Raw genomic sequence first — 26,083 nt, 5'->3', positions numbered from 1 at the left:
AGGATCTAGATAGCGTTTGCGTACGCGTATGTTTGTCGGCGTGACTTCGACTAGCTCATCCTCCTCGATCCACTCCAGAGCGCGCTCAAGGCTTAGCTTTCTAGGCGGTACGAGCTTGATAGCGTCGTCAGAGCCGCTAGCGCGTACGTTGGTTAGGTTTTTGCCTTTGATCGGGTTTACGTCCAGATCGTTTGGACGGCTGTGCTCGCCGATGATCATACCCACGTAGGTCTTAGTCTGCGGATCAACGAAAAGGATGCCGCGATCTTGCAGATTCCAGAGGCTATATGCTAGCGTTACGCCGTTTTCCATCGACACTAGAGCGCCGTTGCTGCGGTGCTCGACGCTACCGATGAGCGGGCGAAACTCAAGGAAGCTATGGTTCATGATGCCCTCGCCTTTCGTATCGGTCAAAAACTGGCTCCTAAAGCCGATGAGACCGCGCGCAGGGATCTCAAACTCGATCCTCGTCTGTCCGTCGCCGGTCGGGTTCATCGCGACCATCTCGGCCTTTCTACGTCCGAGTTTTTCGATCACGGTGCCGCTAAACTCGTCCGGCACGTCGCATACTAGTAGCTCAAACGGCTCGCAGCGTACGCCCTCGATCTCTTTGATGATGACTTCCGGACGCCCGAGACAAAACTCAAAGCCCTCTCGGCGCATATTTTCGGCCAAAATCGTGATTTGCAGCTCGCCGCGGCCGCTAACCTTAAATTTACCCTCGCCGATGTTTTCGTAGCGCATCGCGATATTGGTTTTCATCTCGCTAGCTAGACGTTCGTCGAGTTTGTTTGAGGTTACGTGCTTGCCCTCGGTGCCCGCTAGCGGACTATCGTTTACGCTAAATACGACGCTAAGCGTAGGCTCCTCGATTTTTAGCGGATCAAGCGGCATAGGGGAGTTTGGATCTACAACGCTATCGCCGACGTCCAGCGCCTCAAAGCCCGCTATCGCTACGATATCGCCCACTTGCGCCTCGTCGATGTCGCGGCGCTCAAGACCCAAAAAGCCGATGAGTTTTGAAATTCTGCCCGTAGTTTTCGTGCCGTCGGCTTTAGCGAGCATCACGTTTTGGTTTTTAGAAATTTTACCATTAAAGATGCGCGCGATGCCGATTTTACCGACGTAGTTGTCGTAATCAAGCGTGAAAACCTGAAGCTGCAAAGGATTATTTATATCGCCGCTAGGAGCTGGAACGTGAGACAGGATCGTCTCGAAAAGCGGCTGCATATTTACGTTTTCGTCGGCCAAATTTAGCTTCGCGTAGCCGTTTCTAGCTGCTGCATAAACGACCGGGAACTCTAGCTGCTCGTCGTTTGCCTCAAGCGCTACGAAAAGGTCGAAAATCTCGTTTATCACGCGATCGGGATCGGCTGCGGGTTTGTCGATTTTATTTACGACGACGATCGGGCGAAGGCCGAGCGAGAGCGCCTTTTTCACGACGAATTTAGTTTGTGGCATTACGCCTTCTTGCGCGTCTACGAGTAGCAAAACGCCGTCGACCATCTTTAGCACGCGCTCTACCTCGCCGCCAAAATCGGCGTGGCCCGGGGTGTCGATGATGTTGATTTTGGTGTCTTTGTAGCGGATCGCGGTGTTTTTCGAGAGGATCGTGATGCCGCGCTCGCGCTCGATATCGTTGCTATCCATCACGCGTTCGCCGACGGCTTGGTGCTCGTTAAAAGTACCCGATTGTTTCAAAAGCTCGTCAACCATCGTAGTTTTGCCGTGATCGACGTGAGCGATGACGGCGATGTTTCGTATCTTTTCCAAATTTTTCTCCGTTTTAAACTTTTAAAGCGCGGATATACGCGTTTTGATAAGAGACCGATTATACCCAAAACTTGCTAAAAAAAAATTTATAACCGAAATTTAATCTAACATTTAGCTTTATACGGTTATAATATTTAATATCAATTAAATGCCCTAAGGTAAATTTATGTTGAAAACCCGAAACGTCGGCTTTAAAATCTCAAACAAAACGATACTAAATCAAATAAATTTAGAATTCAAAAGCGGTAAAATTTACGGACTCATCGGACATAACGGCTCGGGAAAATCTTCTCTTATTAAAATTTTAGCCAATCAGCAAAAAAAATATTCCGGGCAAGTGCTTTTGCTGGATAAAAATATCAAAGAATATCGCGCCAAAGATTTTGCCAAAAAGCTCGCGTATTTACCGCAAAATTTACCCGATGCGGCCGACGTTAGCGGATTTGAGCTCGTATCGATGGGCAGATACGCTCATCAAAGCGGCTTTTTGCGCGACGAAAAAAACGACGAACGCATAGTTTTGGAGGCTTTGGAGACGACCGGAACGCTTAAATTTAAAGACCAAGAGGTGCGCACCTTATCCGGCGGCGAGCGTTCTAGGTTGTTTTTGGCGATGCTGCTGGCTCAACAAAGCGATTTTTTGCTTTTAGACGAGCCTTTGGCTCCGCTTGATATCTCTTTTCAGATCGAGGTTATGCAACTTATTTCCAGGCTGGGCAAAGAGCTCAAAAAAGGCGTTATTATCGTTATTCACGATATAAATTTAGCCGCTACGTATTGCGATTATCTCATAGCCTTGAAAAAGGGCGAGGTGATCTTTAACGCCGATGCAAAAGAGATAATGAACAGCGAGCGCCTGGCGCAAATTTACGGCGTAAAGGCGAGCATCGTTCCTCATCCTACCCAAAACCGACTAGCGGCGGTTTTTTGATGCGCGCTTTTTTCGTATTTATTTTTACTTTAACCGCCTTAATCGCTCGAAATTTACCCCAAGAAACGGAAAATTTAAGCCCTAAAATCGTAGCGGTAGATTGGACGGCGGCGGAGATATTGAGGTCTATCGGATACGACGTAGCGGCTATCGGAGATAAAAGAAACTATGAAATTTGGGTCAAAGAACCAAGCGTAGAAAACGCGGTCGATCTAGGGCTTAGAATGCAGCCCAATCTAGAAGCGCTAATCAAGCTAAAGCCCGATTTTATCATCATTCCGTCCTTTTTTGAATTTAACAAAAACGCCCTAGCCCAATACGCGCGAGTAGAGGTCATAGACGCGTATAAAGAAGGGGATTTATACGAAAATATTTTGGACGCGACGCATCGTATCGCCAAAATCGCAAAAAGAGAAAAAGAAGCACAAAATCTCATACGAGAAAACGAAGAATTTTTTAAAAATTTACGCGCCGAGCTCGCGCGTTTTTCAAACGAACCTATCGCGACGATCCAGTTTATAGACAGCAAGCATTTGAGAATTTACGGAGAAAACAGCATATACGGAGTAAGCCTGAAAAAAATGGGGCTAAAAAACGCCTCGCCTAAAGAATTTACGTTTAATTTGTGGGGTATAGCCACGGTGCCGATCACTTCGCTTTTTAAGCTTCCTAAAAACTCGCGACTCGTTATCGTCGAACCAAATCCGCTCGATATTAAGCGCGAGCTTAAATTTAACGGGCTGTTTCGAGCTCTAGGGTTTTTTGAAAATAGTATTCAGACGAGTCCGATTTGGAGCGCGGGCTCGATTTTAAGCATGCGGCGCTTTGCTACGCAGCTGGCTCAAAACCTAAATCAAGATCCCCGAAAATGAAAAAATTACTTACGATTTTTTCGGTCGGTTTCGTCGTTTTGGGTATCGCCGCAGTCGCCTCGCAGGCGATTTTACTGGAAGATTTCGGCCAAAACGTCAAAAATTTAGTCGTTTTAAATTATATTTTGCCGCGAATAGGCGTCGCGTTTTTAAGCGGACTGTTTTTATCTACGGCTACGGCTTTGATGGCGCAAATAACGCATAACCCGCTAGCAAGCGATAGTACGCTCGGAGTAGGTAGCGGCGCGGGATTTTTTATGCTAGCGGGCGCTCTTTTCTTTCCGCATCTGGGACTTAGCACCGTCGCGAGCTCTTTCGTCGGCGCGGTCGCGGCGCTAGCGATACTTTTCGCATTATCTTCGGGGCGCGGATTTTCGGTATTTACCACGACGCTATCGGGACTTATAATCGGTTTATTTTTCGGATCTTTGACCTCGCTTTTAATGCTCTTTTTTCAAGAAGAGAGTTTTTTCGTCGCGGTTTGGATGAGCGGGGATTTGGCGCAAGACGGCGCGTTTAATTTTTACTCCATGCTAGTTTATTTTTTGCCGGCTTTAGCGGCTATTTTATATTTTTCTCGCTCGTTTCACCTTTTTGTTTTGGGCGATAGCGCTTGCAAGGCTCTTGGCGTAAACGTAAATTTAATACGCGCGACGGGGCTTTTGATAGCCGCTTATCTCACCGCTTTGACGGTAGCTTTCGTCGGCATCATCGCATTCGTAGGGCTTGGGGCTTATACGCTAGCAGATAGATTTAAATTCGATAATTTCGCAAAAAAGCTAATTTGCTGCGGCTTGTGCGGCGGGTTGCTTTTGGGCGTTACGGACGAAATTTTGATCGTGATTTTAAATTTAACGGGCGTAAATTTACCGGCAGGAGGCATAAGCGCGTTTTTAGGCGCGCCTTTGCTTTTATGGCTGATAATACGCGGCGTCCATAAAAACGAAGTATCCTCAAAAGACGGCGTCGCGGGCTCGGCAGTAAAAGCAAACGCCGCTTTCGTATTGCCCGTTATTTTAGCCGTTTTGGTCGCGGCCTGCTTGTTTTCGCTATTTTTCGGGGTCGGAAATTTTAGCCAAGAGATACTAAGCGTGCGTATAAACCGAGTAGCGGCCGCACTTTTTAGCGGCGTGATACTGGGCGTCGCGGGAACGGTTTTACAGCGTCTAAGCAAAAATCAAATGGCTTCTCCCGAGCTTTTGGGGATAAATTCCGGCGTGAGCCTTGGCGTATTGGCGGCTATGTTTTTAGCGCCGTTTTTGACCGTGCCGCTAGGTATCGCCGGCGCTTGCGCCATGCTTTGCTTTACCGTAGCCGTAAACTACAAAAACGAAATGTCGCCGCACAAGGTGATTTTAACGGGCATAGCTATAATGGCGTTTGTTAGCTCAGTAGAGAAAATTTTGCTCGCGATGGGAGATAGCAGGATTTATAACTTTATGAGCTACGCGTCGGGGAGTACCTATTCGGTTACGACAGCGTGGGCTGCTGCTCTATTTATCGCGGCGGTAGCTAGCGTTTTATTCGCGCTTTATTATTCCAGGCAAATCGAGCTTTTAAATTTAGGCGACGCGACCGCTTCGAGCTTGGGAGTAAACGTCCCGGGATACCGAACGATACTGTTTTTATTTTGCGCGGGCATAAGCGCGTTAGCGGCTCTTAACATAGGCCCGGTTAGTTTCGTTGGCTTGCTAGCGCCGCATATAGCGTCGTTTTTGGGCTTTCGCAAGCCGCGCTTGCAAATCGTAACCGCGTCTGTTATCGGCGGGATATTGATGGTAACGGCCGACTTTTTAGGCAGGACGCTTATTTTTCCTTACGAGATACCTTCGGGGCTCGTCGCTACCATTATCGGAAGCGCCTATTTCGTATCGGCGGCCAGAAAATTAAAATAAACTTTAAAAGGAGACAAAATGAAAAATAGTTTTAGGCTGGGTTTAGCCTTAAGTTTGAGCGCGGTCGCCGCTTTGGGCGCCGATAGCGTAGCTCTCGAAGAAGTAAGCGTCGTGGGCTCTGTAGCCAAAGGCAGCGGAAAAATCGACTTTATGCAGCCCGGAACCACTACTGCGATAACGCAAGATAAAATTTCCGAACAAGGCGCAAGCCAACTCGATAATGCCGTTAAATACGAAGCGGGCTTCATAAATCCCTACGGAACGGATCTGGATACGACCGATTGGCTAAAGCTAAGGGGCTTTAACGCGACGGTTACGCTTGACGGTTCTACGCCTTACAAAGGCGGATATTTAGGCGCTCAGCACGATATCTACGGGCTTGAAAGTATCGAGGTCGTAAAGGGCGCGAATTCGCTTTTATACGGCGCCTCAAGCGCGGGCGGAGTTATAAATTTAGTCAGCAAGCGTCCGACGGCTAAGCCTTTTGCCGAGGTCGGATTTAAGATCGGTAACAAAAATCAACGCGGAATTTTCTTTGACGCGAGCGACGAGCTTTTTACCGATAGGGTCAAATTTCGCTTAGTCGGAAATTACGAGAAAAAACACGGCGACGTCGATTTTACGCACAACGAACACTATTATATCGCTCCGTCTTTGCTGTTTTTGCTCGGCGACGAAACGACGCTGACGCTACTTTCAAGCTATACCAAAGATAACGGCACGGGCGTGACGGCGTTTTATCCCTATCCGAACGTAACGAAAGTATCTCGCGGCGTAAATCCGAGCTCAAGCAGCGACTTTTTAAAAAGAGAGCAGTATACGGCCGGCTACGAGCTAACGCATAATTTTACGGACAATTTAAAATTCGCGTCGAGCTATAAATTTAACAAAGAAGACAAAGAGCAGCTCGCTACGCTATACGTGGGCAGTTTCGGCGTTACGTTAGTCGATGCGGACGTGAAGTCTCATACGTTCGACAACCGCTTGAGCTATGAATTTCAAGGCGAAAACATCAAAAATTTAGCCACGTTCGGCTTTGATTACCGAAAAATAAAAGCGGACGGAATTTACGGCTTTTCTAGCACGACGCCTTGGACTATCGGCGATAGAGTAAGCGTAGCTAGACCTAGTAGCGCCCCAAGATACGACGTAGATCAGTCGCAACTGGGCTTTTATTTTAGCAACCAAGCGACGCTTTTTGACAACCTCATCCTAAACGCCGCCGTTAGACGCGACAAGCTAAAAGAGGACTCCGATACGCTAGGCACGAAAAATAACTACGAAATATCCAAAACCACTTATCAAGCGGGCGTAATGTATAACTTCGACGCGATCGGGTTGATGCCGTTTTTTAACTACTCCCAAAGCTTTACTCCCGTCGTAGGAAGCAACAGCGCGGTCGGATACAAACCTATCGAAGGCAGACAATACGAAACGGGCGTAAAATACTTGCCAGAATTTATAGACGGAGAATTTAGCCTTGCATACTTTGATATAGAGGAGAAAAACGCTCTGGTGGGCGGTATGGTCGGGGGCCTATATATCCAAAGCCAAGCCGGTAAAAAACGAACCAAAGGCGTAGAAATAAGCTCGAACGTAAATTTAACCGACGATATAAACTGGATCGCGGCCTATACGCATTATTTTAGCGCAAAAACTCACGACGGAGTAAACGGCGATATCGTAACTCAAACGGCTCTAATACCTAAAAACACGCTCTCTTCATTTATAACGTATAAATTTAGCCTAACCGCCGACCAAAGCCTAAAAGTAGGCGCGGGCGTTAGATACGTAAGCTCTATCCCGGACGGCTCGGCAAGCGGCTATAAAAGCCCTTCTTATACCCTGCTAGACGCTATGGCGGAATACGAGTATAAAAAATTAAGCGTGGGACTAAACGTCAATAACTTAACCGACAAAGAGTATTTTTCCGGTTGCGACGGATATTATTGCTACTACGGCGAAGGCATTAGAGCGACGCTAACGGCTAAATATAAATTTTAATCTCCGATTTTAATCTCCCAAACTCGCCTCAAACGAGGCGAGTTTTTCTACGAAACGATTAGGAACGATTTTTGCATACCTTTTGAAAGTTAAATTTAAAGGGTTTTTATGCAGACTACTCAAAACGATATTTTGTCCTTTGACGCGAGCATCAAAGGCGGCGTGAAAAAACAGAGCAAAAACGCGCAAAAAGGCGGCAAAGAAGACGGCGCATTTCTCTCTATGGTGCTAGACGCGGCCGCTAAAAAGGGCGAAAATTTAAGCGAAAAAGATCTAAAAGAGATGGCAAAAGCCGTAAATTTATCCGCCCAAACGGCTCAAAACGGGCAAACAAAAGCGCCTATCCAAAGCACGGACGTAAAAGAAATTTTAGGCGAAGAAGCGGCGGAAAATTTGTTTGAAAACGCGACTTTTATGCAGCTTTTGCAAATTTTAGAGATGCTTAGCGGCGGCGAAAAAATCAGCAAATTTCCAAATTTTGAAAACCGCCTGGCCAAAGCGCTCTCAAGCGAAACGACGCTAAACGAGCTACGAGGAGCTAAAAATCTAAACGAGCTAATAGAGATCGCAAATAAGCTAAATTTAGGTCTAGAAAATATCGAAGTAACGCAAGCTCAGGCGGACGAGCTAGGTGAGATGTTTCCGAGTTTGGCGAAAAAAGATTTCTTTGAACCCGTAACGCCAAAGAAAAATTTCGCTTTTAGCGAGCTAAAAAACAAGGTCGAAGAGACGATAAGCGCAAATGAATCAGAGCCAAAAGATACGCTAAATAAGCTACTAGCCGCCGTGCAAGAAGAGCAAAATAAAGCCCGGCCAAAAGATATCGGCGCAAAAGCGCAAGATACGCAAAATTTGGCTCAAAACTCCAAAATCATAAAAGAAGCGGTAAAAAACGAGGACGAGAAAGAGGCGAATTTAAAAGACGAAAAGCCAAACTTCAAAGCCGAAAGCGAGCTAAATTTAACCGCCGCAAAAAGCGAAAAATCGGGGCTCGGTCAAGACTCTAAAAAGATAAATTTGCAAAATTTGCTATTTCCGGAGCGCGAGAGCGCCGAGGAGCAAATTTTAACCGAGACCCAAAGCGATAACGGCGAAAATAACGAACTAAACGCTATAGTAAAAGATGTCATCTCAAACGCCAAGGCGCAAAGCAGGAATTTCCAAGCCGTGCGCGAGACATTTGATAACTTTAGCTCAAATTTAAAAGAGCAGGTCGCGGCCTACAAATCGCCTTTCATGCGCTTTAACATCACGCTAAATCCACTAAATTTGGGCGAAGTCGAGATCACGATGGTAAATCGCGGCAATAATCTGCATATAAATTTCAACTCCAACACGCAGACGATGAACCTCTTTTTACAAAATCAGGCCGAGTTTAAAAACAGCCTCGTAAACATGGGTTTTACCGAGCTTGAGATGAACTTTAGCGATCAAAATCAGCCTAAAAAAGAGCAAGGACAAAAGAGCTACAAAGGCTCCAAATTTAGCTCCAACGACGCTGAGCAAAGCGAACCGTCCGCGCCTCGTTTAGAGCTCGTCGTTCCGCGCTACGTGTAAATTTGGAATCAAATTTGCTTGAGATATAAAAATTTAAAGGATAAAAGATGTCAAACGGACTAGAAACCAATAACTTCACGGTAAACAACCAAGCCGCCAAAAAATCGGCGGACGCCCTACAAAAGGCCGCAGGCACCAATCCAAACGCCCAGCTAGACAAGGACGCTTTTATGAAACTTCTTTTAACCGAGCTTCAGTATCAAGATCCGACAAGCCCGATGGATACGGAAAAAATGCTAACCCAAACTAGCCAGCTAGCCTCGCTTGAAATGCAAGAAAATACGAACAAAATGATGCAAAAGCTAGCCGACCAGCTAAAAAATAGCACAAATATGTACGCCGTCGGAGTGCTAGGCAAGATGGCTAAAATCGGCGATAGCGGCATCGTAAAAGAAGAAGGCTCGGGCGTCAAATTTGCGGGATTTTTAGAAAGCGCGGCAAAAGGCGGCACGATAAATATCAAAGACGGCACCGGTAAACTCGTAAGAAAGCTAGAATTCGGCCAAGCTAGCGCCGGAGCCAATACCTTTGAGTGGGACGGCAAGGATAGCGCAGGCAACGACGCAAAAGCAGGCACCTACTCGGTAGAGATAAACTACGTCGATCACGCTGGCGGCGCCAAAACCGGCGGCGTAGGCAACTATCTCGTAGAGGGCGTCAAATTTATCGATGGCGTCGCACAGGTAAAGGTCGGCGGACAATACGTCAGCATCGACAAAGTCAAAGAATTTACCGAGCCGTCAAAAGGATAAATCCATGGTAAGAAGCCTATATAACGGCGTTAGCGGCGTGAGAACGCAGGGATTTAGCATGGACGTGTGGGCGCATAACATCGCCAACATAAACAACGTCGGCTTTACCGCTTCGATACCCGAATTTAAGAGCATTTTTTATCAGACATCCTTTGCCGCGGGCAATAACCCGACGCAGGACCAAATCGGCCTCGGCGCCACCGGCATGACGACGGCGCTTAGCTTTTATAAGCAAGGTCCGTTTATGAAAACCGATAACGTCCTGGATATGGCGATCGGTGGCAAGGGATTTTTCGGTGTAACGAACGGCTCTGGCACCTACTACACGCGTGCCGGCAGCTTTGGCGTAGATAAAGAAAGATATCTCGTAACAAATCAAGGCAACTACGTCCTAGGCACGCAAAATAAGCTAACGCAGATAACTCCAAGTCAGGGCGCGATAGAGGCTTTCGGTAGAGTAAACGGACGAGCCGCCGTCACGCAGGCCTACACGCTAGGCGCCGATACTACAGACCTTGACGTCGGCGACATCGGCTCCCAGGGCAAGATTCGCCTACCGGAGTTTTTGTATCTGCCGACCAAACCGACGTCGAAGGTGACTTTTAAAGGCAATCTCGACTCGTCTTTTAAAACCGAGCCTGCTACTTTGCCAGTAGACGCCGCTACCTATACGAGCAACATAGATAACGCTTCTAGAACTATAAATTTACGCGGACGAGTTACGCCTGACGCCGCGATAACTCGTCCTAGAAAAGGCGATATGGTTATAGTAACGGCAACCGACGCGAACGGTAAAACGGCTGAATTTAGCGCTCCGATCGACGAAAACGGCAACTGGAGCATAAGTCAGAAATTTGAAAGGGATTTTGACCTAACGACCGCCCCAAATTTTACAGCAAAAATAAACACGACTAAAGAAGCGGCAAATCAAGAAAAATTCGTAACCGAGCTTTTAAATGCGGACGGTACGAAAAATAAACTTGAGCTAACGCTAACAAAACGCGTACCTCAGGGCGCTAACGGTACAGTTTGGGATGCGGCGGCGACCGTAAAAGACGCAAGCGGCGCAGTGGTCTCAAATACTAACGGCGAGCTAAATTTTGATTACGAAGGTAGGCTTGTTAACTCTACTTTAAGCGCCCTAGATAATAACGGCTCGCAAATCGAGCTAGACTTCGGCACTCCTGTGGCTGCGGGCCAAATTTACTCAGGCGTCACTAGCACGTCTCAAGCCAAAAGTATCTCGATCGCGCAAGACGGCGTACGTGAGGGTATTTTAAAGGATTATTACACCAACGATTCTGGAAATATCTTGGCGCAGTTTACAAATGGCCAAGTCCGCTCCGTCGGCAAAGTCGCTCTCTATCACTTCCAAAACGAGCAGGGACTTGCAAAAATGGGCGATAATATCTATTCGCAAAGCGCGAATTCCGGCGCGGCATTTTTCTACAAAGATGCAGGCGGCAAAAGCATCTACGGCGCCAAACTAGCTAGCAGCATGCTCGAGCAGTCAAACGTCGATCTAGCGCAGGCTCTGACGGAAGTCATAGTCACGCAAAAAGCCTACGACGCTAACGCCAAGAGCATAACGACTAGCAACGAAATGCTCCAGCGCGCAATCGAGCTAAAGCGCTAAATTTAACCCGCGAATTTGACGCGGGTTTTTTAATTTTAGCTGCAACCGTAAAGCCAAATTTAACGCGATAAAATAGTCTACTTCAAGATATCTAAATAAATTTTTAGCTAAAATCAGCCCCGAAAATTTACCGAATAAAGAAAAAATTATGAACCGAAAAAGAATCTACAATCCAAGCTCAAATGAAAATTTGACCGATCGCCGCGTTTTTAACGGCAATCCGCACGGTATTTTAAATTTTACCAAGGCAAAATATCAATGGGCGCTAAAGCTCTGGGACCTGATGGAGGCTAACACGTGGTTTCCAAAAGAGGTCGACACCACCGACGACGTGCGCGACTACGCCTACAACCTCACTCAGGCCGAAAAACGCATGTACGATCTAGTCTGGAGTCAGCTCATCTCGATGGATAGCTTCCAGACCAACAACCTAGCCGACAACATCAACCCATACATCACCGCACCTGAGATCAACGCCTGCCTAGCGCGCCAAGCCTACGAGGAGGCCAACCACTCCAAGTCCTACGCCGTCATGGTCGAGGCCATCTGCGACAACACCGACCTGATCTACGAGATGGAAAAGCACGACGAGGTGCTACGCGAGAAAAACGACTATATCTCAAGCGTTTACGAGGAACTAGCGGGCGAAGTGACTGATGAAAAGCTACTTCTTGCGATGGTTGCAAATCAAATTTTAGAGGGCATTTACTTTTACAGCGGCTTTACGGCGATCTACGCTCTAGCTCGCGCGGGCAAAATGCTAGGCAGCGCGCAGATGATCCGCTTTATCCAGCGCGACGAGATCACGCATTTGCTACTTTTCCAAAATATGATAAACAGCGTTCGCACCGAGCGCCCGGATCTTTTCACGCCTGAAACCGAGGCTAAAATTTACGATATGTTCGAGCGCGCGGGCGAGCTTGAGATCAAATGGGGCAAATACATCACGCAAAACCAGATCATGGGCTTTACCGACGACATCATCGAGCAATACATCCGCTACCTCATCGATCAGCGCCTAGTCGCGATCGGCCTAAAACGCCGCTACAACGTCCCTCATCCGATCAAATGGGTCGATGATTTTGCTAAATTTAACGACCAAAAGTCAAATTTCTTTGAGGCAAAAGTGACCAACTATAGCAAAGGAAGCATCAGTTTTGACGACTTTTAGTCCAAATTTATGCCCTATCGTCCTAACTGCGCCAACCTGCCAGCAAAGACAGGACGAACTACTAGAAAAAATCGCCGACGCACCCAGAAACTCGGTCATCTTAGCCAGCGAGCTATGTGTGAGCGGGTATGATTTCGATGGATTTTTTAGCGGCGCAAACCGAGCAATGCTCGGCGGTTCGATCGGCAGTTTCGACGCCATACTTTTTGAAGCGCTACAAGAAGCGCTAAGTCCCGATAAATTCCTCGGTCTCACTCATCTAACGAGCCTAAACCGCGCTAAAGGTCTAGCACAAATTTCAATCACGCAGGCGCAAAAAAACGAAATTTACAACGAATTTATCCTGCTAAACAGCCAAAACGTCTTTTACACGCAAAATAAATCAAAACTTTTTTGCCCAAATTTAGAGCATGAAATTTTCGCCTCAGGCGACGAGTCGGCGATAAAGCCTTTTGATTTTAAAGGGTTAAAAATCGGCGTTCTCATTTGCTTTGAGCTTAGATTTGCCCATCTTTGGCAGCAGCTAAAGGGCTGCGATATCATCCTCGCGCCCGCAATGTGGGGCAAGGCGCGCGAGGACGCATATCTTACGCTTTGCAAGGCCTTAGCGCTTGCTAACAGCTGCTACGTCGTGGCCGCAAGCTCGCTTGATTTAGAGTTTTCGGGCGTATTTTTGCCGAGCGGCGAATTTGCGAAAGAGGCTAAATTTGACTCAAATTTGATCCTTGAAACCAAACGAAATTTGGGGCTTTTATGACCGCTCTAGAAAAATCAAAATGCGCAAACATGGCCGATGAGATCGGCGATATACTCACTCTGACGCCCTCGCTTTACAAGGCACTTTGCGACACTCCGCGCGAGATCTTTGCACCCGTCACTCGCCACGCGTACAGCCTAGACGCTCAGCCCATCGGCGGCAATCAATGGATCAGCTCGCCTCTAACGGTAGCCAAAATGACGCTAGCGCTCGAAGCCGAAGATATCGACAATGCCCTAGAGATCGGCTGCGGTAGCGGCTATCAGGCAGCTATTTTGTCGCATTTGGCGCACAGGGTTTTTAGCGTCGAACGCATCGAAAAGCTTGCGAGCGAAGCCAAAAGACGCTTTGAGGCGCTTAAAATCCACAACGTCCACGTGCGTTTTGACGACGGAAACGTCGGCTGGAAAAGCTATGCGCCATACGACAGGATCTTGCTTTCAGCGGCTGCACAGCAAGTATCGCAGACGCTTTTTAACCAGCTAAAAAACGGCGGCATTTTAGTAGCTCCTATCAAAAAAGACGGCAAGCAGTTTATCGTCAAATTTACAAAAGACGCTCGCGGCGAGATAACGCAAAAAGCGCTTGACGAGTGCTTATTCGTGCCGCTTTTAGGCGGGATAGAGTAGCGGCGAGCGGCAAATTTAACGCTACCGCTTAAAAAGCCGCGCATTAAATTTAACTACTCAAATTTGACGCCGCTTTTAGTACCGAATTTAACGCATTTATGCTGCCGCACTCGCCTATCCCGCAAATTTAGCCGTACGTTAAACCTAAAACTGTATAATCACCATACAAATTCTTAGCAAAGGAGCTAAAATGGCAACAGATCGCGAGTTGGTTAATTTCTCAGAGGAGCACGAGCTAAACACGGTGCTAGCAAGACACGGCAAGGCTCAAAGCATCGCAAACCGCGAGGTGCTTTGCGAGCTCGGTAAAGAGTGCAAGGAAAAACTAGGCAAAAGAGTGCTAACGCAAGATGAATTTGACGAGTTTTTAAAACCTGTTTTAAATCGCTTGGAGAATAAAAGAGCTTAAATTTCGGGGGCTTTCCCCGAAATTTCTATCCAAATTTCCCGCTTTTCCAAATATATCTGCTATTCTTTCGTTTTCAAATTTACATCCGCGTCGTCGTTTATAGCCGTCAATTTTAGACTATTTTGCGATAAGTACCGCGCGGCAAGCTCGCCTCGTTTAAATTTAACTTCAAATTTGATCGTCAAGCGGCAAAAATGCACGCAAATTTACAAACCCAAAAACGGGCAAGAGCCATAAAAACCTGGCGCGTCAAATTTGACGTTAGCATAAAATTCGGAGCGGCTTAAAAACAAAGCATAAAGCCAAAACCGCACCGAATTTAACCGAGCTACGCCCTAAAAATGCACCTTAAATTTCGCCCAAAAGCTTCTGCCCGGCTCATAAAGCCTCGTGCCGTTGGGGATAGTCTCGTAGCCTGCGATACCGCCGCCGTAGCCGCCTTTTGAGTTATGATAGGCGTATTTGGCGTCGTTTAGGTTTTCCGCCGCTAGCAAAAATTGATAATTTTTGTATTTATAGCCCGCGCTTAGCCCCAGCGTCCAAAAGCTATCGCTCTTGCCCAGGTCCATGCCGCCCACGTCGCCGTAGCCTTTTTGCGCGCGGTTTTGCGACGCGTTAGCGTAGAAGTCGGCTTTGACGAACCAGTCGGGCTTTTCTAAGCCGGCACTTAGTTTAAACGCTAGAGGCGAAACCTTAGGCAGCGCGTCGCCGTCTTTTAGGCCTCCTGCATTTTTAGTCACCTTGCCGTAGACGTAGGATACGCCCGCCCCCAGCCTAAACATATCGGCTAGTAGCGTAGTGCCCTCTATCTCGCCGCCGTATAGCAATGCATCGGTATTAAAGGCGTCTGAGGACATGCCCATAGGATTATATTTTAGCATGATATAATCATCCATCTTTGAGACGAAAAAATTCGCGCTTAGTTCGTAATTTTGATCTTTTAGCACTGCGCCAAAATCCAGCTGCGTGTTTCTTTCTTTACGCAGCGCTAGGTTTGCGTCCTTGTTCGTTTCCCAGTGATCGGACATCCTTTGTGCGTGCCCTAGTCCTGCATAAAGCGTTAAATTTTGCAGATATTTTTCGTATCTAAAAAAGCCTGAGAATAAATTTTCTTTCCTACTCTTATGCGTTTTTAACAGTTTTCTCTCGCCCGCGTCCAGCCTAAGTCCGCCAAAAAGCCCATAGTCGTTTTCTAGGACATATTCGTTTTGAGTGTAGATCGTTTTATACGTTACCTTGCGCTCTTTTACGTGCGGCTTTGATACGGCTGCGTCCATTTCGGCTTTAGATACGCCGGCTCCGCCCGTTCCGGCGCCTCTCCACTTAAATACATCCTCAGAGTACCCAGCGCCAAGATAGCTTGTTAGATTATCGAAATTTAACTCGCCTTCTAGCTTAAAGCCGTACATATCGCGTATCGGATGACTGATACTATATCCCTTGCCGCGCCCCATGCCCGGCACCACCGGACGCATGGTGAAGTTGTCCATTATGTGATCGATTTGATGATAGTACGAGCTTAGCCTGATCTTGTGCTCGCCGACGTCTTGTTCAAATTTGAGTCCGAAAGATTTACGGTCAAACTGCACGCCGTCCCTCATCCTGTCGGCATACGCCGCTTCGCCCTCGCCCAGATCCGCGCTTAGCTGCAAGGCGGTAGTTTCCGTGGGCGTTAGCGTGCCCACGAGCGAGACGCTGTTGCGTTTATAGTGCGTATGCATTTTCTGCCCGCCGCCGCTTTTATAATCGCCGCTCTCGTAGTGTCCGCCGGAAACCTCTATACTGCCCAGCTCGTTACCCGCCGCTACGTCCGCGGTAGTTTCAAATCGCTTAAAACTGCCGCCCAGCACGCTTACGTTTCCTCCGAAGCTCGGTTTTGACAGCCTTGCTATCTCTCTATCGAAAAATATACCGCCGCTAATGAGCGCGCCGTATCTGACGTCTTGCGGGCCTTTTACGATACGAACCGAGCTGTAGTTTTGCGCCGAGATGTAGGTGATGGGCGTATCCATTCGCATGCCGCAGCCGCCGTTTAGCGTACTGCCGTCGATCAGCACTGGCAGCCTAGCCGCTGTCTGCGAACGATAATAAACCTCGCTGCCGCCTCCGCCCTTGCGCTCCATCGTAAAGCCGTTCAAATTTGAAAGCGATTTGGCGATGTCGCTGTTTTCCAGTATCGCGCCTTTTCCGGCTATTTGGGCGTTGGTAGGCTCGTCGAGTGCTGATTTTTGCATTTTTGACGAGACGGTAACGGGACTCAAGCTTATCGCCTCCTCGGCGCTAAGCATCAAATTTGACGCCATGGCCAGCGCCAAAACGTAAGAAATTTTCATTTTCGCTCCTGCAAAATTAATATTTAATATTGAAATTGAAGCAAAAATCGACTTAAATAAAGTATGAATATTTATGTAATGTTAATTATTTTGTGTGAAATTTAGCTCAAACTCTGATATTTCGGTCGTTTGCGTTAAGTGTGTAGAAAAGTAACTTTAACGGATTAGAATTATAAATTTAAGTAATCTCGGTTTCATCAAATTTGAGTTTAACGAAACCGAGATTAAATTTACAAAATCTCTTTTACCAGTAGCTGCGGCGTGACGAGTCCTCGAAACGAGTTTTTCGATACCGAAAAAACGAGGTCTATGCTCTCGCCCGCATGCGGCTCGCGAGTATCTCGCAAACCGCGCTCTTGCCGCTGCCGATACTGCCCGTGACGACGATTGCGTGTTTAAATTGCGGCATTTTGCTTTTAAATTCGATATAAAACTAGAACCGAGTCGCATCTTAAATAAGACGGCAAATATCAAAAATAAATTTTCACAAGACTCTAAAATTGACTCATAGATTTTAAAATTTCGTGTTTTATTCGCGAGAAATTGCCGTTTTGCGATGGGATTTGAAAATTTATCATATGATTTTGTCGAATTTAAGCGCAAATTTTAAGTATTAATATTAAATTTAAATTTATTTAGTGCGTTCTTCTTGAGAAAAATCTTTTATGACGAGAATGCTTGTATACTTCTCTACAGTTTACCTTTTTCATTGCCTCTCTTATCGCGTCTGGCGTACCTTCTCTGAGTGCTGCTAGCATGACTTCGGGCGGCTGTTCTTCGCAGACTATCTTTTTCTCTTTATGAATAAACGTGCTAATGATATATAAGATAACGGCGACGATAGCGATAAACGTATAAAATAAAATCTTTTCGATTACTGACTGGCTAAAAATAGTTTTCTTTTTGCTAGATTTATTTTTTATTTGTTTAGATTTAGCCATAAAATTACCGCCGAAAAATCTCTAAATTTAATCCAAAATCCTGGTAAAACCAGCCGAATTCACGATATCTCTTTTACCAGTAGCTGCGGCGTGACGAGTCCGCGAAACGAGTTTTTCGATACCGAAAAAACTAGGTCTATGCTCTCGCCCGTATGCGGCTCGCGAGTGAAGTTAAAAAAGAGCGCCTCGAGGCACTTGCCGTCTTTTTGTAGGATTAGTTTTAGATGATTTTGCTCCCTGCCGATTAGTTTTTTGTTTTTGACGACGGCGGATTTGATCTCAAAGAGCGGACGCGGATTTTTCTGTCCGTAGGGCTCAAAATGCTCCAAAATTTCAAGTAGCTCAAAGTCCACCTCGCTGGCTTCTATCTCGCCCAGAGGCTCATCAAACGCGCTAAATTCGTGCAAGTCCATCAACATACACGAGCTATTTATCGCGATTTTAAACGCTTCTAAATTTGCCGGATCTATCACGATGCCAGCAGCCCCTTTGTGTCCGCCGTAGCCCTCGAGCAAATTTTCGTGGCTAGCGATGAGCGAGAGGATGTCTAGCTTGCCCACGCTTCTGGCGCTACCTTTGGCGCGGTTTTCGTCGATGCTAAAGACGATGGCTGGCTTTTTAAACTGCTTTGCCAGACGCGATGCGACGATACCGATGACGCCCTCGTGCCAGCCCCTGCCCCACGTCACGATGATATGCTCGTCCTCGCGCACGTCCTTTAGCGAGCACTCAAAAAGCGTGCGCTCCTCCTCCTTGCGCGAGTTGTTAAAGCTCACGATGGTGTCGAGGCACTCGCAGGCGCGATCTAAGCTTTTGGCGCGTAAAAACTCAAAAGATACGCTCGCATCGTCCATACGGCCTGAGGAGTTTATGAGCGGCGCGATGAGAAAGCTAATGTCGTCGCACTCAAATTTATCCTTGCCGTATAGCTGCTTTATCGCTGTAAATGCGGGCCTGCGCGAGCTGTTTAGGCGGTTTACGCCAAGCTTAACTAGGATGCGGTTTAGGTCGCGAAGCTCCATCATATCGGCTATTATCGCTATAGCGAGGAGATCGAGAAATTTACCCATATCGTAGTTGATACGGCACACGTCCTTTAGCGCGCCCACTAGATACCACGCGACCTGAGCGCCGCAAATTTCGACGTTTGGAAAGTGGCAATCCTTTTGCTTTGGATTTATGATCGCATAGGCCTCAGGCAGGACGTCGGGCGGCATGTGGTGATCGGTGATGATGAGATCGATGCCTTTTTGCTTGCAAATTTGAGCCGCGTCGTTTGCCGAGATGCCGTTATCCACGGTCACGATGAGGCCAGCGTCCGCGATCTCCTCGACGATTTGCGGATTTAGCCCATATCCGTCGCTAAAGCGATTTGGGATACGCACGAAATACTCGCTAACGCCCAAATCATCGAAAAACTCGGCCATTATGACGCTGGCAATCACGCCGTCCACGTCGTAGTCGCCGACGATGACGATCTTTTCGTTTTGCTCGATCGCGCGTTTTATACGCTCGGCACCCTTAAATACATCCTTTAACGCATCGGGCGTAGGAATTTCTGAAAGTTTTTTGTGAATGTCATTTTCAAATCTTTGGTTCAGTAATTCCTTTATTTTTTCCTTATTCAACATCGTTTTGACGGGCTTTCGCGTAAGCCTCGCCGTCAAATTTCGCCGCCTTGCCACCGTTTTTGCCTAAATTTTTGCTCGCCTCGGGGGTCAAATTTACCCCTGCCACGCCGCAAAAAAGGCTAAATTTTGGTTCAAATTTCATCTTTTTCCTTCTTTTTTATTTTCTAATGCGCAAATTATAGCTTTTTGAAATTTAATTTCTTATAATTTTAAACGAGTCGAAATTATATTTGAAATGATATTAGTTATTATATTTAACCATAGGTTAAGATGTATTTATGTATGATTGCGCTCTTATTTCAACAAAAGGAACGATATGAAAAAAACTTTTTTAAAAGCGCTGTTGGTGCTTTTTGCGGTGTTTTCGGCGACCCAAGCGGCGGCCGAAACTAAGGTCATAAAAGACGTCTTGGGTCGCGAGGTAAAGGTAAATTTACCCGTTAAACGCATAGCTTTGGGTTTTTACTACACCGACTTTTTAGCCGTCGGCGGCACCAAGGCTTTAGATAAAGTCGTGGGCTTTTCAAAAGAGGTTTGGACGGACTGGACGCCTGCTAGTTGGGATCTATATAGCAAGGCGCTACCGCAGCTAAATAAGCTTGCGGACTTCGGCGAGGTAGAGGTCGGTACGTTCTCGGTAGAAAAAGTTATCTCTCTAAAACCCGATTTGCTAATACTCGCATCTTGGCAGTATAACGTGCTAGAGCCTGATTTAAAGCCTTTAGCCGATCTAAATATCCCGATAGTCGTGCTTGATTATAACCGCGAGAAGGTTGAGCTTCACGTAAAAAGCACTAAAATTTTAGGCGAAATTTTAGGCGAGGAAAAAAGAGCGGACGAGATCTCTAAACTATACGAAGACACCGTAAAAGAAGTGGGCGACCGCATCGCAAAAGCAAATTTGCCTAAGCCTAAAATTTACATAGAATTCGGCCGAGGCGGTCCTGAGGATATAGGCATAACCTACGGTAAAGATATGTGGGGTTCGCTGATAGATTTAGCCGGCGGAGATAATATCGCAGCCGATCTAGTCGAGCAGTGGGCACCCATCAATGCCGAGCAAGTCATAGCCGCAAAGCCCGACGTTATAATGATAACAGGCCGCGAAACCGAACTAAAAAAAGAACCGACTGCGATGGTAATGGGCATAAACATAGACAAAGCCGAAGCGTTAAAAAGACTAGACGGATTTAAAAAACGCGTCGGTTGGTCAGAGCTTCCGGCTATCAAAAATAACCGCTTATACGGCCTATATATGGGCGCGTCAAGAACGCTTGCGGATATGGCGATGGTGCAATATATCGCAAAAGCTTTGTATCCGCAGCTATTTAAAGACGTAGATCCGATAAAGACCTACGTTGATTTTCACAAAAAGTACTTGCCTGTCGTTCCCGTCGGAACTATAGCCATCCAAGCGGACGAAAAATGAATAAAATAAGTTCCGAAGAGGTCGTAAGGGCTCATAGAAAGCGTGAATTTAAACGCTTAATCATCATCTTGAGCTTTATAGTCGTGGGTCTTGTATCGATGGTGTTTGATATCGGTACCGGGCCTGCGATGCTCTCGCCAAGAGAAGTCGTAGATACGCTTTTGCAGCCGATTTTAGGCGGCGAGCAGGATAAATTTTTATACCACATCGTTTACGACATCAGGCTTCCCGTAGCGCTTATGGCTTTAGTCGTAGGTGCGGCTTTGGGAGCGGGCGGCGCAGAGATACAGACGCTTTTAAACAACCCTATGGCAAGCCCCTATACGCTGGGACTTGCCGCGGCGGCGGGATTTGGCGCATCGCTGGTGATGGCGTTTGGTTCGTTTGGACTGCCTCAAATTTACGCCGTGCCTATCGGTGCGTTTATCATGACGATGTTAGCGGCGTCTATACTGTTTTTGTTTTCGATGATGAGGCGATTTGGGTCGGCTACTTTGGTTTTAGTTGGTATCGCGCTTTTATTTTTGTTTCAGTCTATGCTCTCTTTGGTGCAGTTTTTGTCCGCGCCCGAGATTTCGCAGGCGATTTTGTTTTGGCTGTTCGGTAGCCTCCAAAAGGCTAAATGGAGTACGCTGGCCGTCGCTACGGTCGTAACGGTCGTATGCATTTCGCTACTGATGCTAAATACTTGGGCGCTAACGGCTTTGAAACTGGGCGAAGAGCGAGCCAAAAGCATGGGCGTAAATTTATCCGCCCTTAGGATTAAAATTTTGCTTATAGTTTCGGTTATGACGGCTACGGTTATTAGCTTCGTCGGCGTTATAGGCTTTATCGGCCTGGTCGCTCCGCATATCGCTAGAAATTTAGTCGGCGAGGATCAGAGATTTTTCCTGCCTACTACTATCTTCGTCGGCGCAGCATTTTTGTCGATAGCTTCGGTACTTTCTAAGGTTATAAATCCGGGCGGACTCTTTCCGGTCGGCATCATCACGGCGTTTGTGGGCGTGCCGTTTTTCTTCTGGATCATCCTCTCAAGGAAAAACGTATGCTAGAGCTTAAGAATTTAACGATATACCGCGGCTCGCTTTGCACGGCAGATGCCGTAAACGCTAGCTTTGAAGAAGGCAAGGTTTACTCCGTACTAGGGCCTAACGGCGCAGGCAAAACTACGCTCATAAGCGCGATTTTCGGCGAGATGGGCTATGAGGGCGAGATTAAATTCGGCGAAGAGAGGTTAAATTTCAAAAACCATTTCTCGTGGAAAAAGAAAATCGGCTACATGCCCCAAGATAGCTACGTAGACGCGAGTTTAACGGCTCTTGAGGTCGTTTTGCTAGGGCTTATGGATAGTCTCGGGCTTTATCTAAAAGACGAGCAAATAAACTCGGCCGTAGAGATAATGAAAAAACTAGGGATTTTACATCTGGCCGGTCGCGACGTGATGCAGCTTTCGGGCGGTCAGCGCCAGATGGTGATGTTTGCCTCCGTGCTTATCAAAAAGCCTAAAATTTTACTTTTGGACGAGCCTGTTTCGGCTCTTGATATGCACCATCAATGCGTGCTTTTGGACTGCGTTAGGAAATTTACGCGCGAGCACGGTATAACTACCGTTATGATACTGCACGATTTATCGCTAGCGTCGCAGTTTAGCGACGAGGTGTTGCTACTGAGTGACGGCAAGATAAAAGCCAAAGGCGAAGCTAAAAAAACCATAACTAAAGAGCTAATACAAGAGCTTTATAAAGTAAACGTGGATATTTTTTACGACGATGCCGGCGTACCGGCCGTAGTCGCAAAGTCGGCGTTCGGGGTAGAGTAGCGCGTGAGGATTTTTATTTTAAGTTGCCTTGCTTACGCAAAGGGCAACGAGGACTTGCGAAATTTAAGCCGCGCGTTTAGCGACGGCGGCGCACAGTGCGAGATAGTGCCGTGGCAAAATTTAGACGTCGGTTCGCTAGACGAAGATTCTTTGATTTTGCCGCTTGCGGCTTGGGATTACAGCCTAGACGCGGCTAAATTTTTATCGTTTTTAGGCGAGCTTGAAAAAAGCGGAGCGAAGATAATAAACGGCGCCGAGATCGTGCGCTGGAATTTATCGAAAAAATACCTCTTAGAACTTGAAGCCTTAGGACTTCCCGCGATCCCTAGCACGCTTTTAAACGGCGATGAAAATATAGAAGAGCTAAGGCGAATTTGCCCGGGCGGCGTGATAAAGCCGCTCGTCGGACAGAGCGGCAACGGAGTAGCTAAAATCGACGAAATATCAAATTTAAGCGAATATAAAAACGGAGCTTTGCTTCAGCCTTTTATCGAAGAGATCGCCGCTAACGGCGAAATTTGCTTGATATTTTTAGGCGGCGTTTTTTCTCACGCCGTACGCCGCTCGCCTGCTAGCGAGGATTATAGGGCAAACTCGAATTTCGGCGTTAAGATTAGCTCGGTAGAGCCGACTGCAGCCTTTCTAAACATAGCGCGAGACGTTTTGGCTAGGCTTGCCTTTAATCCCGTCTACGCAAGGATAGATCTAATCGGCGCAAAAGATAAAATTTTAATCAACGAAGTCGAGCTTATCGAGCCTAGTCTTTATTTTAGCTACGGCAAAAACTCTACCGAAAAATTCGTAAAAGTAATCCTGGATAAATTTGTCACGGAAAAGAAAATTTAGAGCCGATCGGCTCTAAATTTGATTATTTCGATTTTCCTAAGCTAGCTTTGATAAAGCCCAAAACTACGGGATTTGGATTTGTTAGGCGGCTGGTAAATTCCGGATGAAACTGCACGCCGACAAACCACGGATGCGAGTTTTTAGCGCCAGCCAAAGGCGAGCTAAGCTCGACGGCCTCGATCAGCCCGTCGCTCTCGCCGCTAACTATCAGGCCGTTTGCTTCAAATTCGGCTCTGTATTTCGGATTTGCCTCGTAGCGGTGGCGGTGGCGTTCTTTGACGCATTTGGCGCCGCCGTAAATTTGACTTAGCAGTGAGCCGGGCTTAATGTCGCAAGCATACGCGCCAAGCCTCATCGTGCCGCCGACCGGGCTTTGGTGCGTGCGGATCTGCGTCTGGCCGTGTGCGTCGATGAAGCTATCGATGAGATAGATGATAGGATTTACGCACTCGGGCTTAAATTCGACCGAATTTGCGTCCTCGAGCTTTAGCACGTTGCGGGCAAACTCGATGAGCGCCAGCTGCATGCCTAGGCAGATGCCAAGATACGGCACGCCGTTTTCGCGGGCGTATTTGATCGCTTCGATCTTGCCGCTCACTCCGCGCTCACCAAATCCTCCAGCAACTAGCACGCCGCCCACGTCTTTTAGTAGCTCTTCGACGTTTGAGGGCTCGATCTTCTCGCTATCTATCCACTTTAAATTTACCCTAGCATCAAGGCTCGCGCCCGCGTGGATGATGCTCTCGGTCAAGCTCTTGTAGCTCTCTTTTAGATCGACGTATTTACCCACAAATGCTATCGTAGTTTCTTTCGTCGGCGCGATAATGCGCTTAACCAGGCTGTCCCAGTTGCGCATATCAAGCTTTAGCTCGCCCAAATTTAAAATTTCGGCGATCGGGGTCAAAATATCTTGGTTATAAAACGCGAGCGGCACCTGATAGATGCTGGCCGAGTCGATGCTCTCGATGACACAGTTGCGCTCTACGCCACAGCTGGCGGCTATTTTATCCTTTAGCTCGCGGTTTAGCGGCTGCTCGGCGCGGCAGATGATCATATCTGGGCTAATGCCGATACGGCGCAGCTCACCGACGCTGTGCTGGGTAGGCTTGGTTTTTAGCTCGCCTGCAACCTTGATAAAGGGCACGAGAGTTAGGTGGATATTCATCGCGCGTTTGCGGCCGACCTCTATGCGAAGGGCGCGGATAGCCTCTAAAAACGGCAAGCCCTCGATGTCGCCTACCGTGCCGCCGATCTCAACGATCAGTACGTCGCGACCCTCGCCCGCTTTTTTGATGCGATCGACGATCTCGCCTACGATGTGCGGGATGACTTGGATCGTTTTGCCCAGATAGTCGCCTCTGCGCTCTTTTTCAATGACGGAGCTATAAACGCGGCCGGTGGTGAAGTTATTATCCTGGCTTAGGCTCTCGTCTAAAAATCTCTCGTAGTGCCCCAGATCCAGATCCGTCTCCGCGCCGTCGTCGGTGACGAAAACCTCGCCGTGCTCGAGCGGACTCATGGTGCCGGGATCTACGTTGATGTAGGGATCGGCCTTTAGCATGCTCACCTTTAAGCCTGTGTTTTTAAGAAGCGTGGCGATAGAAGCCGCCGCGATGCCCTTACCTAGCGAGCTTAGCACGCCGCCGGTTATAAAAATATACTTTGTTTCGTTTAGATTTTTTTGCATATCGCGCCTTTTAAATTTTTAGCGAGATTATACCTTATTTAAAATTTATAAACGCTTGAGGGTGTAAATAATTTTATAAAATCAAAACTTTAAAATTATATTTTAAGTTAAATTTCTGTAGTATGTTAAGTTATGATTAAAAAATATATTAAAAACATCTCGTCTTTGTATATCGACGGCTTTAGGAACATGAAGCTCGGAAAGAGCCTGTGGCTCGTCATAGCCATCAAGCTACTTATAATGTTCGGGATTTTAAAAGTATTTATCTTTGATGAAAGTTTAAATTCAAAATTTGAGAGCGACGAAGCCAAAGCGGACTTCGTCATCTCAAATTTGACAAAGGAATAAAATGTCTGAAATCGCTTCGGTCGATTGGTCTAGGGCGCAGTTTGCGCTCACCGCCATATACCACTTTTTGTTTGTTCCGCTCACGTTGGGACTTAGCTTTATCATCGCCATTATGGAGAGTATCTACGTCAAAACCGGTAACGAGCAGTGGCTAAAAATCACCAAATTTTGGCTAAAACTCTTCGGTATAAACTTTGCTATCGGCGTGGCTACCGGTATCATAATGGAATTTGAGTTCGGCACCAACTGGGCGAATTACAGCTGGTTTGTCGGCGACATCTTCGGCGCGCCGCTAGCTATCGAGGGCTTGCTCGCGTTTTTTATGGAGGCGACGTTCTTTGCCGTTATGTTTTTTGGCTGGGATAAGGTTAGCAAGAAATTTCACCTCATCTCAACCTGGCTCGTGGCTATCGGTTCAAATTTAAGCGCGCTTTGGATCCTCATCGCAAACGGCTGGATGCAGTATCCGGTGGGTATGAAATTTAACCCAGCAACCGCAAGAATGGAAATGGAAAATTTCTTCGAGGTCGCTCTTAGCCCGGTAGGTATCATCAAATTTTTACACACCGTAACTAGCGGCTACGTCGCTAGTGCGCTTTTCGTGATAGGAATTTCAGCGTGGTTTATCCTAAAAGGACGCCACCTAATCATGGCTAAAAAATC

At 47.0% G+C, this 26,083-nt stretch carries 23 protein-coding genes; 17 read left to right on the top strand and 6 right to left on the bottom strand.

The genetic code is table 11. The features are described 5' to 3' along the window. The coding region (gene typA, locus Q0314_RS00340) for a translational GTPase TypA (protein ID WP_298055228.1) at positions 1-1,773 on the bottom strand (1,773 nt) is incomplete at its 3' end. Positions 1,774-1,939: 166 nt separating this feature from the next. Here typA and Q0314_RS00335 point away from each other — a divergent pair. The 11 genes from Q0314_RS00335 (at position 1,940) to Q0314_RS00285 (ending at position 14,386) form a co-directional block, all read left to right on the top strand. Then, the gene (locus Q0314_RS00335) at positions 1,940-2,704 is read left to right on the top strand and encodes an ABC transporter ATP-binding protein (RefSeq protein WP_297969120.1); all 765 of its coding nucleotides are present in this window, start codon (positions 1,940-1,942) and stop codon (positions 2,702-2,704) included. Further along, positions 2,704-3,576, top strand: coding sequence for an ABC transporter substrate-binding protein (locus Q0314_RS00330; RefSeq protein WP_298055231.1), 873 nt, complete (start codon positions 2,704-2,706; stop codon positions 3,574-3,576). The genes Q0314_RS00335 and Q0314_RS00330 overlap by 1 nt, the downstream gene beginning before the upstream one ends. Next, a complete protein-coding gene (locus tag Q0314_RS00325; RefSeq protein ID WP_298055225.1) occupies positions 3,573-5,471 on the top strand; it encodes an iron ABC transporter permease in 1,899 nt (632 codons plus the stop codon). The genes Q0314_RS00330 and Q0314_RS00325 overlap by 4 nt, the downstream gene beginning before the upstream one ends. An 18-nt stretch (positions 5,472-5,489) precedes the next feature. After that, positions 5,490-7,475: a TonB-dependent siderophore receptor gene (locus tag Q0314_RS00320; RefSeq protein WP_298055214.1), complete on the top strand. Its 1,986-nt coding sequence runs from the start codon at positions 5,490-5,492 to the stop codon at positions 7,473-7,475. Between the two features lie 108 nt (positions 7,476-7,583). Next, positions 7,584-9,032, top strand: coding sequence for a flagellar hook-length control protein FliK (locus Q0314_RS00315; protein WP_298055211.1), 1,449 nt, complete (start codon positions 7,584-7,586; stop codon positions 9,030-9,032). Between the two features lie 47 nt (positions 9,033-9,079). Continuing rightward, a complete protein-coding gene (locus Q0314_RS00310) occupies positions 9,080-9,784 on the top strand; it encodes a flagellar basal body rod modification protein (protein ID WP_009494792.1) in 705 nt (234 codons plus the stop codon). A gap of 4 nt (positions 9,785-9,788) precedes the next feature. Then, entirely contained in the window at positions 9,789-11,420 is a 1,632-nt protein-coding gene (locus Q0314_RS00305) for a flagellar hook-basal body complex protein (protein ID WP_298055206.1), read from the top strand. A 148-nt stretch (positions 11,421-11,568) separates the two neighbouring features. Further along, positions 11,569-12,591: a ribonucleotide-diphosphate reductase subunit beta gene (locus tag Q0314_RS00300; protein WP_002950951.1), complete on the top strand. Its 1,023-nt coding sequence runs from the start codon at positions 11,569-11,571 to the stop codon at positions 12,589-12,591. Further along, positions 12,578-13,348: a carbon-nitrogen hydrolase family protein gene (locus Q0314_RS00295; RefSeq protein ID WP_298055204.1), complete on the top strand. Its 771-nt coding sequence runs from the start codon at positions 12,578-12,580 to the stop codon at positions 13,346-13,348. Before Q0314_RS00300 ends, Q0314_RS00295 begins: the two co-directional genes overlap by 14 nt. Then, a complete protein-coding gene (locus tag Q0314_RS00290; protein ID WP_298055202.1) occupies positions 13,345-13,977 on the top strand; it encodes a protein-L-isoaspartate(D-aspartate) O-methyltransferase in 633 nt (210 codons plus the stop codon). The genes Q0314_RS00295 and Q0314_RS00290 overlap by 4 nt, the downstream gene beginning before the upstream one ends. A 190-nt stretch (positions 13,978-14,167) precedes the next feature. After that, on the top strand, positions 14,168-14,386 hold the full coding sequence (locus Q0314_RS00285) for a hypothetical protein (RefSeq protein WP_002950945.1): 219 nt from the start codon (positions 14,168-14,170) through the stop codon (positions 14,384-14,386). 335 nt (positions 14,387-14,721) lie between these two features. Here Q0314_RS00285 and Q0314_RS00280 read toward each other — a convergent pair whose 3' ends face one another. From Q0314_RS00280 to Q0314_RS00265, 4 genes are all read right to left on the bottom strand, one after another. Next, positions 14,722-16,719: a TonB-dependent receptor gene (locus tag Q0314_RS00280; RefSeq protein ID WP_298055200.1), complete on the bottom strand. Its 1,998-nt coding sequence runs from the start codon at positions 16,717-16,719 to the stop codon at positions 14,722-14,724. A 635-nt stretch (positions 16,720-17,354) separates the two neighbouring features. After that, positions 17,355-17,660, bottom strand: coding sequence for a hypothetical protein (locus Q0314_RS00275; protein WP_298055196.1), 306 nt, complete (start codon positions 17,658-17,660; stop codon positions 17,355-17,357). Positions 17,661-17,719: 59 nt separating this feature from the next. Continuing rightward, entirely contained in the window at positions 17,720-19,291 is a 1,572-nt protein-coding gene (gene recJ, locus Q0314_RS00270; RefSeq protein WP_298055193.1) for a single-stranded-DNA-specific exonuclease RecJ, read from the bottom strand. After that, positions 19,281-19,433: a hypothetical protein gene (locus Q0314_RS00265; protein WP_298055183.1), complete on the bottom strand. Its 153-nt coding sequence runs from the start codon at positions 19,431-19,433 to the stop codon at positions 19,281-19,283. The genes recJ and Q0314_RS00265 overlap by 11 nt, the downstream gene beginning before the upstream one ends. 174 nt (positions 19,434-19,607) lie before the next feature. Here Q0314_RS00265 and Q0314_RS00260 point away from each other — a divergent pair, with 174 nt between their 5' ends. From Q0314_RS00260 to Q0314_RS00245, 4 genes are read left to right on the top strand one after another with little or no spacing between them, the layout of a single operon-like run. Further along, a complete protein-coding gene (locus Q0314_RS00260; RefSeq protein ID WP_298055181.1) occupies positions 19,608-20,720 on the top strand; it encodes an ABC transporter substrate-binding protein in 1,113 nt (370 codons plus the stop codon). After that, positions 20,717-21,772, top strand: coding sequence for an iron ABC transporter permease (locus Q0314_RS00255; protein WP_298055178.1), 1,056 nt, complete (start codon positions 20,717-20,719; stop codon positions 21,770-21,772). Before Q0314_RS00260 ends, Q0314_RS00255 begins: the two co-directional genes overlap by 4 nt. Further along, the gene (locus tag Q0314_RS00250; protein ID WP_298055175.1) at positions 21,766-22,539 is read left to right on the top strand and encodes an ABC transporter ATP-binding protein; all 774 of its coding nucleotides are present in this window, start codon (positions 21,766-21,768) and stop codon (positions 22,537-22,539) included. The genes Q0314_RS00255 and Q0314_RS00250 overlap by 7 nt, the downstream gene beginning before the upstream one ends. Before the next feature lie 3 nt (positions 22,540-22,542). Beyond that, entirely contained in the window at positions 22,543-23,385 is an 843-nt protein-coding gene (locus Q0314_RS00245) for a hypothetical protein (protein WP_298055173.1), read from the top strand. Between the two features lie 22 nt (positions 23,386-23,407). Here the strand turns inward: Q0314_RS00245 and Q0314_RS00240 are convergent, their stop codons facing one another. Continuing rightward, a complete protein-coding gene (locus tag Q0314_RS00240; protein ID WP_298055169.1) occupies positions 23,408-25,072 on the bottom strand; it encodes a CTP synthase in 1,665 nt (554 codons plus the stop codon). A 132-nt stretch (positions 25,073-25,204) separates the two neighbouring features. Between Q0314_RS00240 and Q0314_RS00235 the strand changes: the two genes are divergently transcribed. Both Q0314_RS00235 and Q0314_RS00230 read left to right on the top strand, forming a co-directional pair. Continuing rightward, complete coding sequence (locus Q0314_RS00235; RefSeq protein WP_298055166.1) at positions 25,205-25,420, top strand: DUF4492 domain-containing protein; 216 nt, start codon at positions 25,205-25,207, stop codon at positions 25,418-25,420. Between the two features lies 1 nt (position 25,421). Further along, positions 25,422-26,083 (top strand): cytochrome ubiquinol oxidase subunit I (locus Q0314_RS00230; RefSeq protein WP_298055163.1); only part of this gene is annotated, 662 nt, incomplete at its 3' end.

It is taken from the genome of uncultured Campylobacter sp. (assembly GCF_938040115.1).
Classification (GTDB): Bacteria; Campylobacterota; Campylobacteria; order Campylobacterales; family Campylobacteraceae; genus Campylobacter_A.
This window is presented reverse-complemented; position numbering and strand designations above follow the sequence as displayed.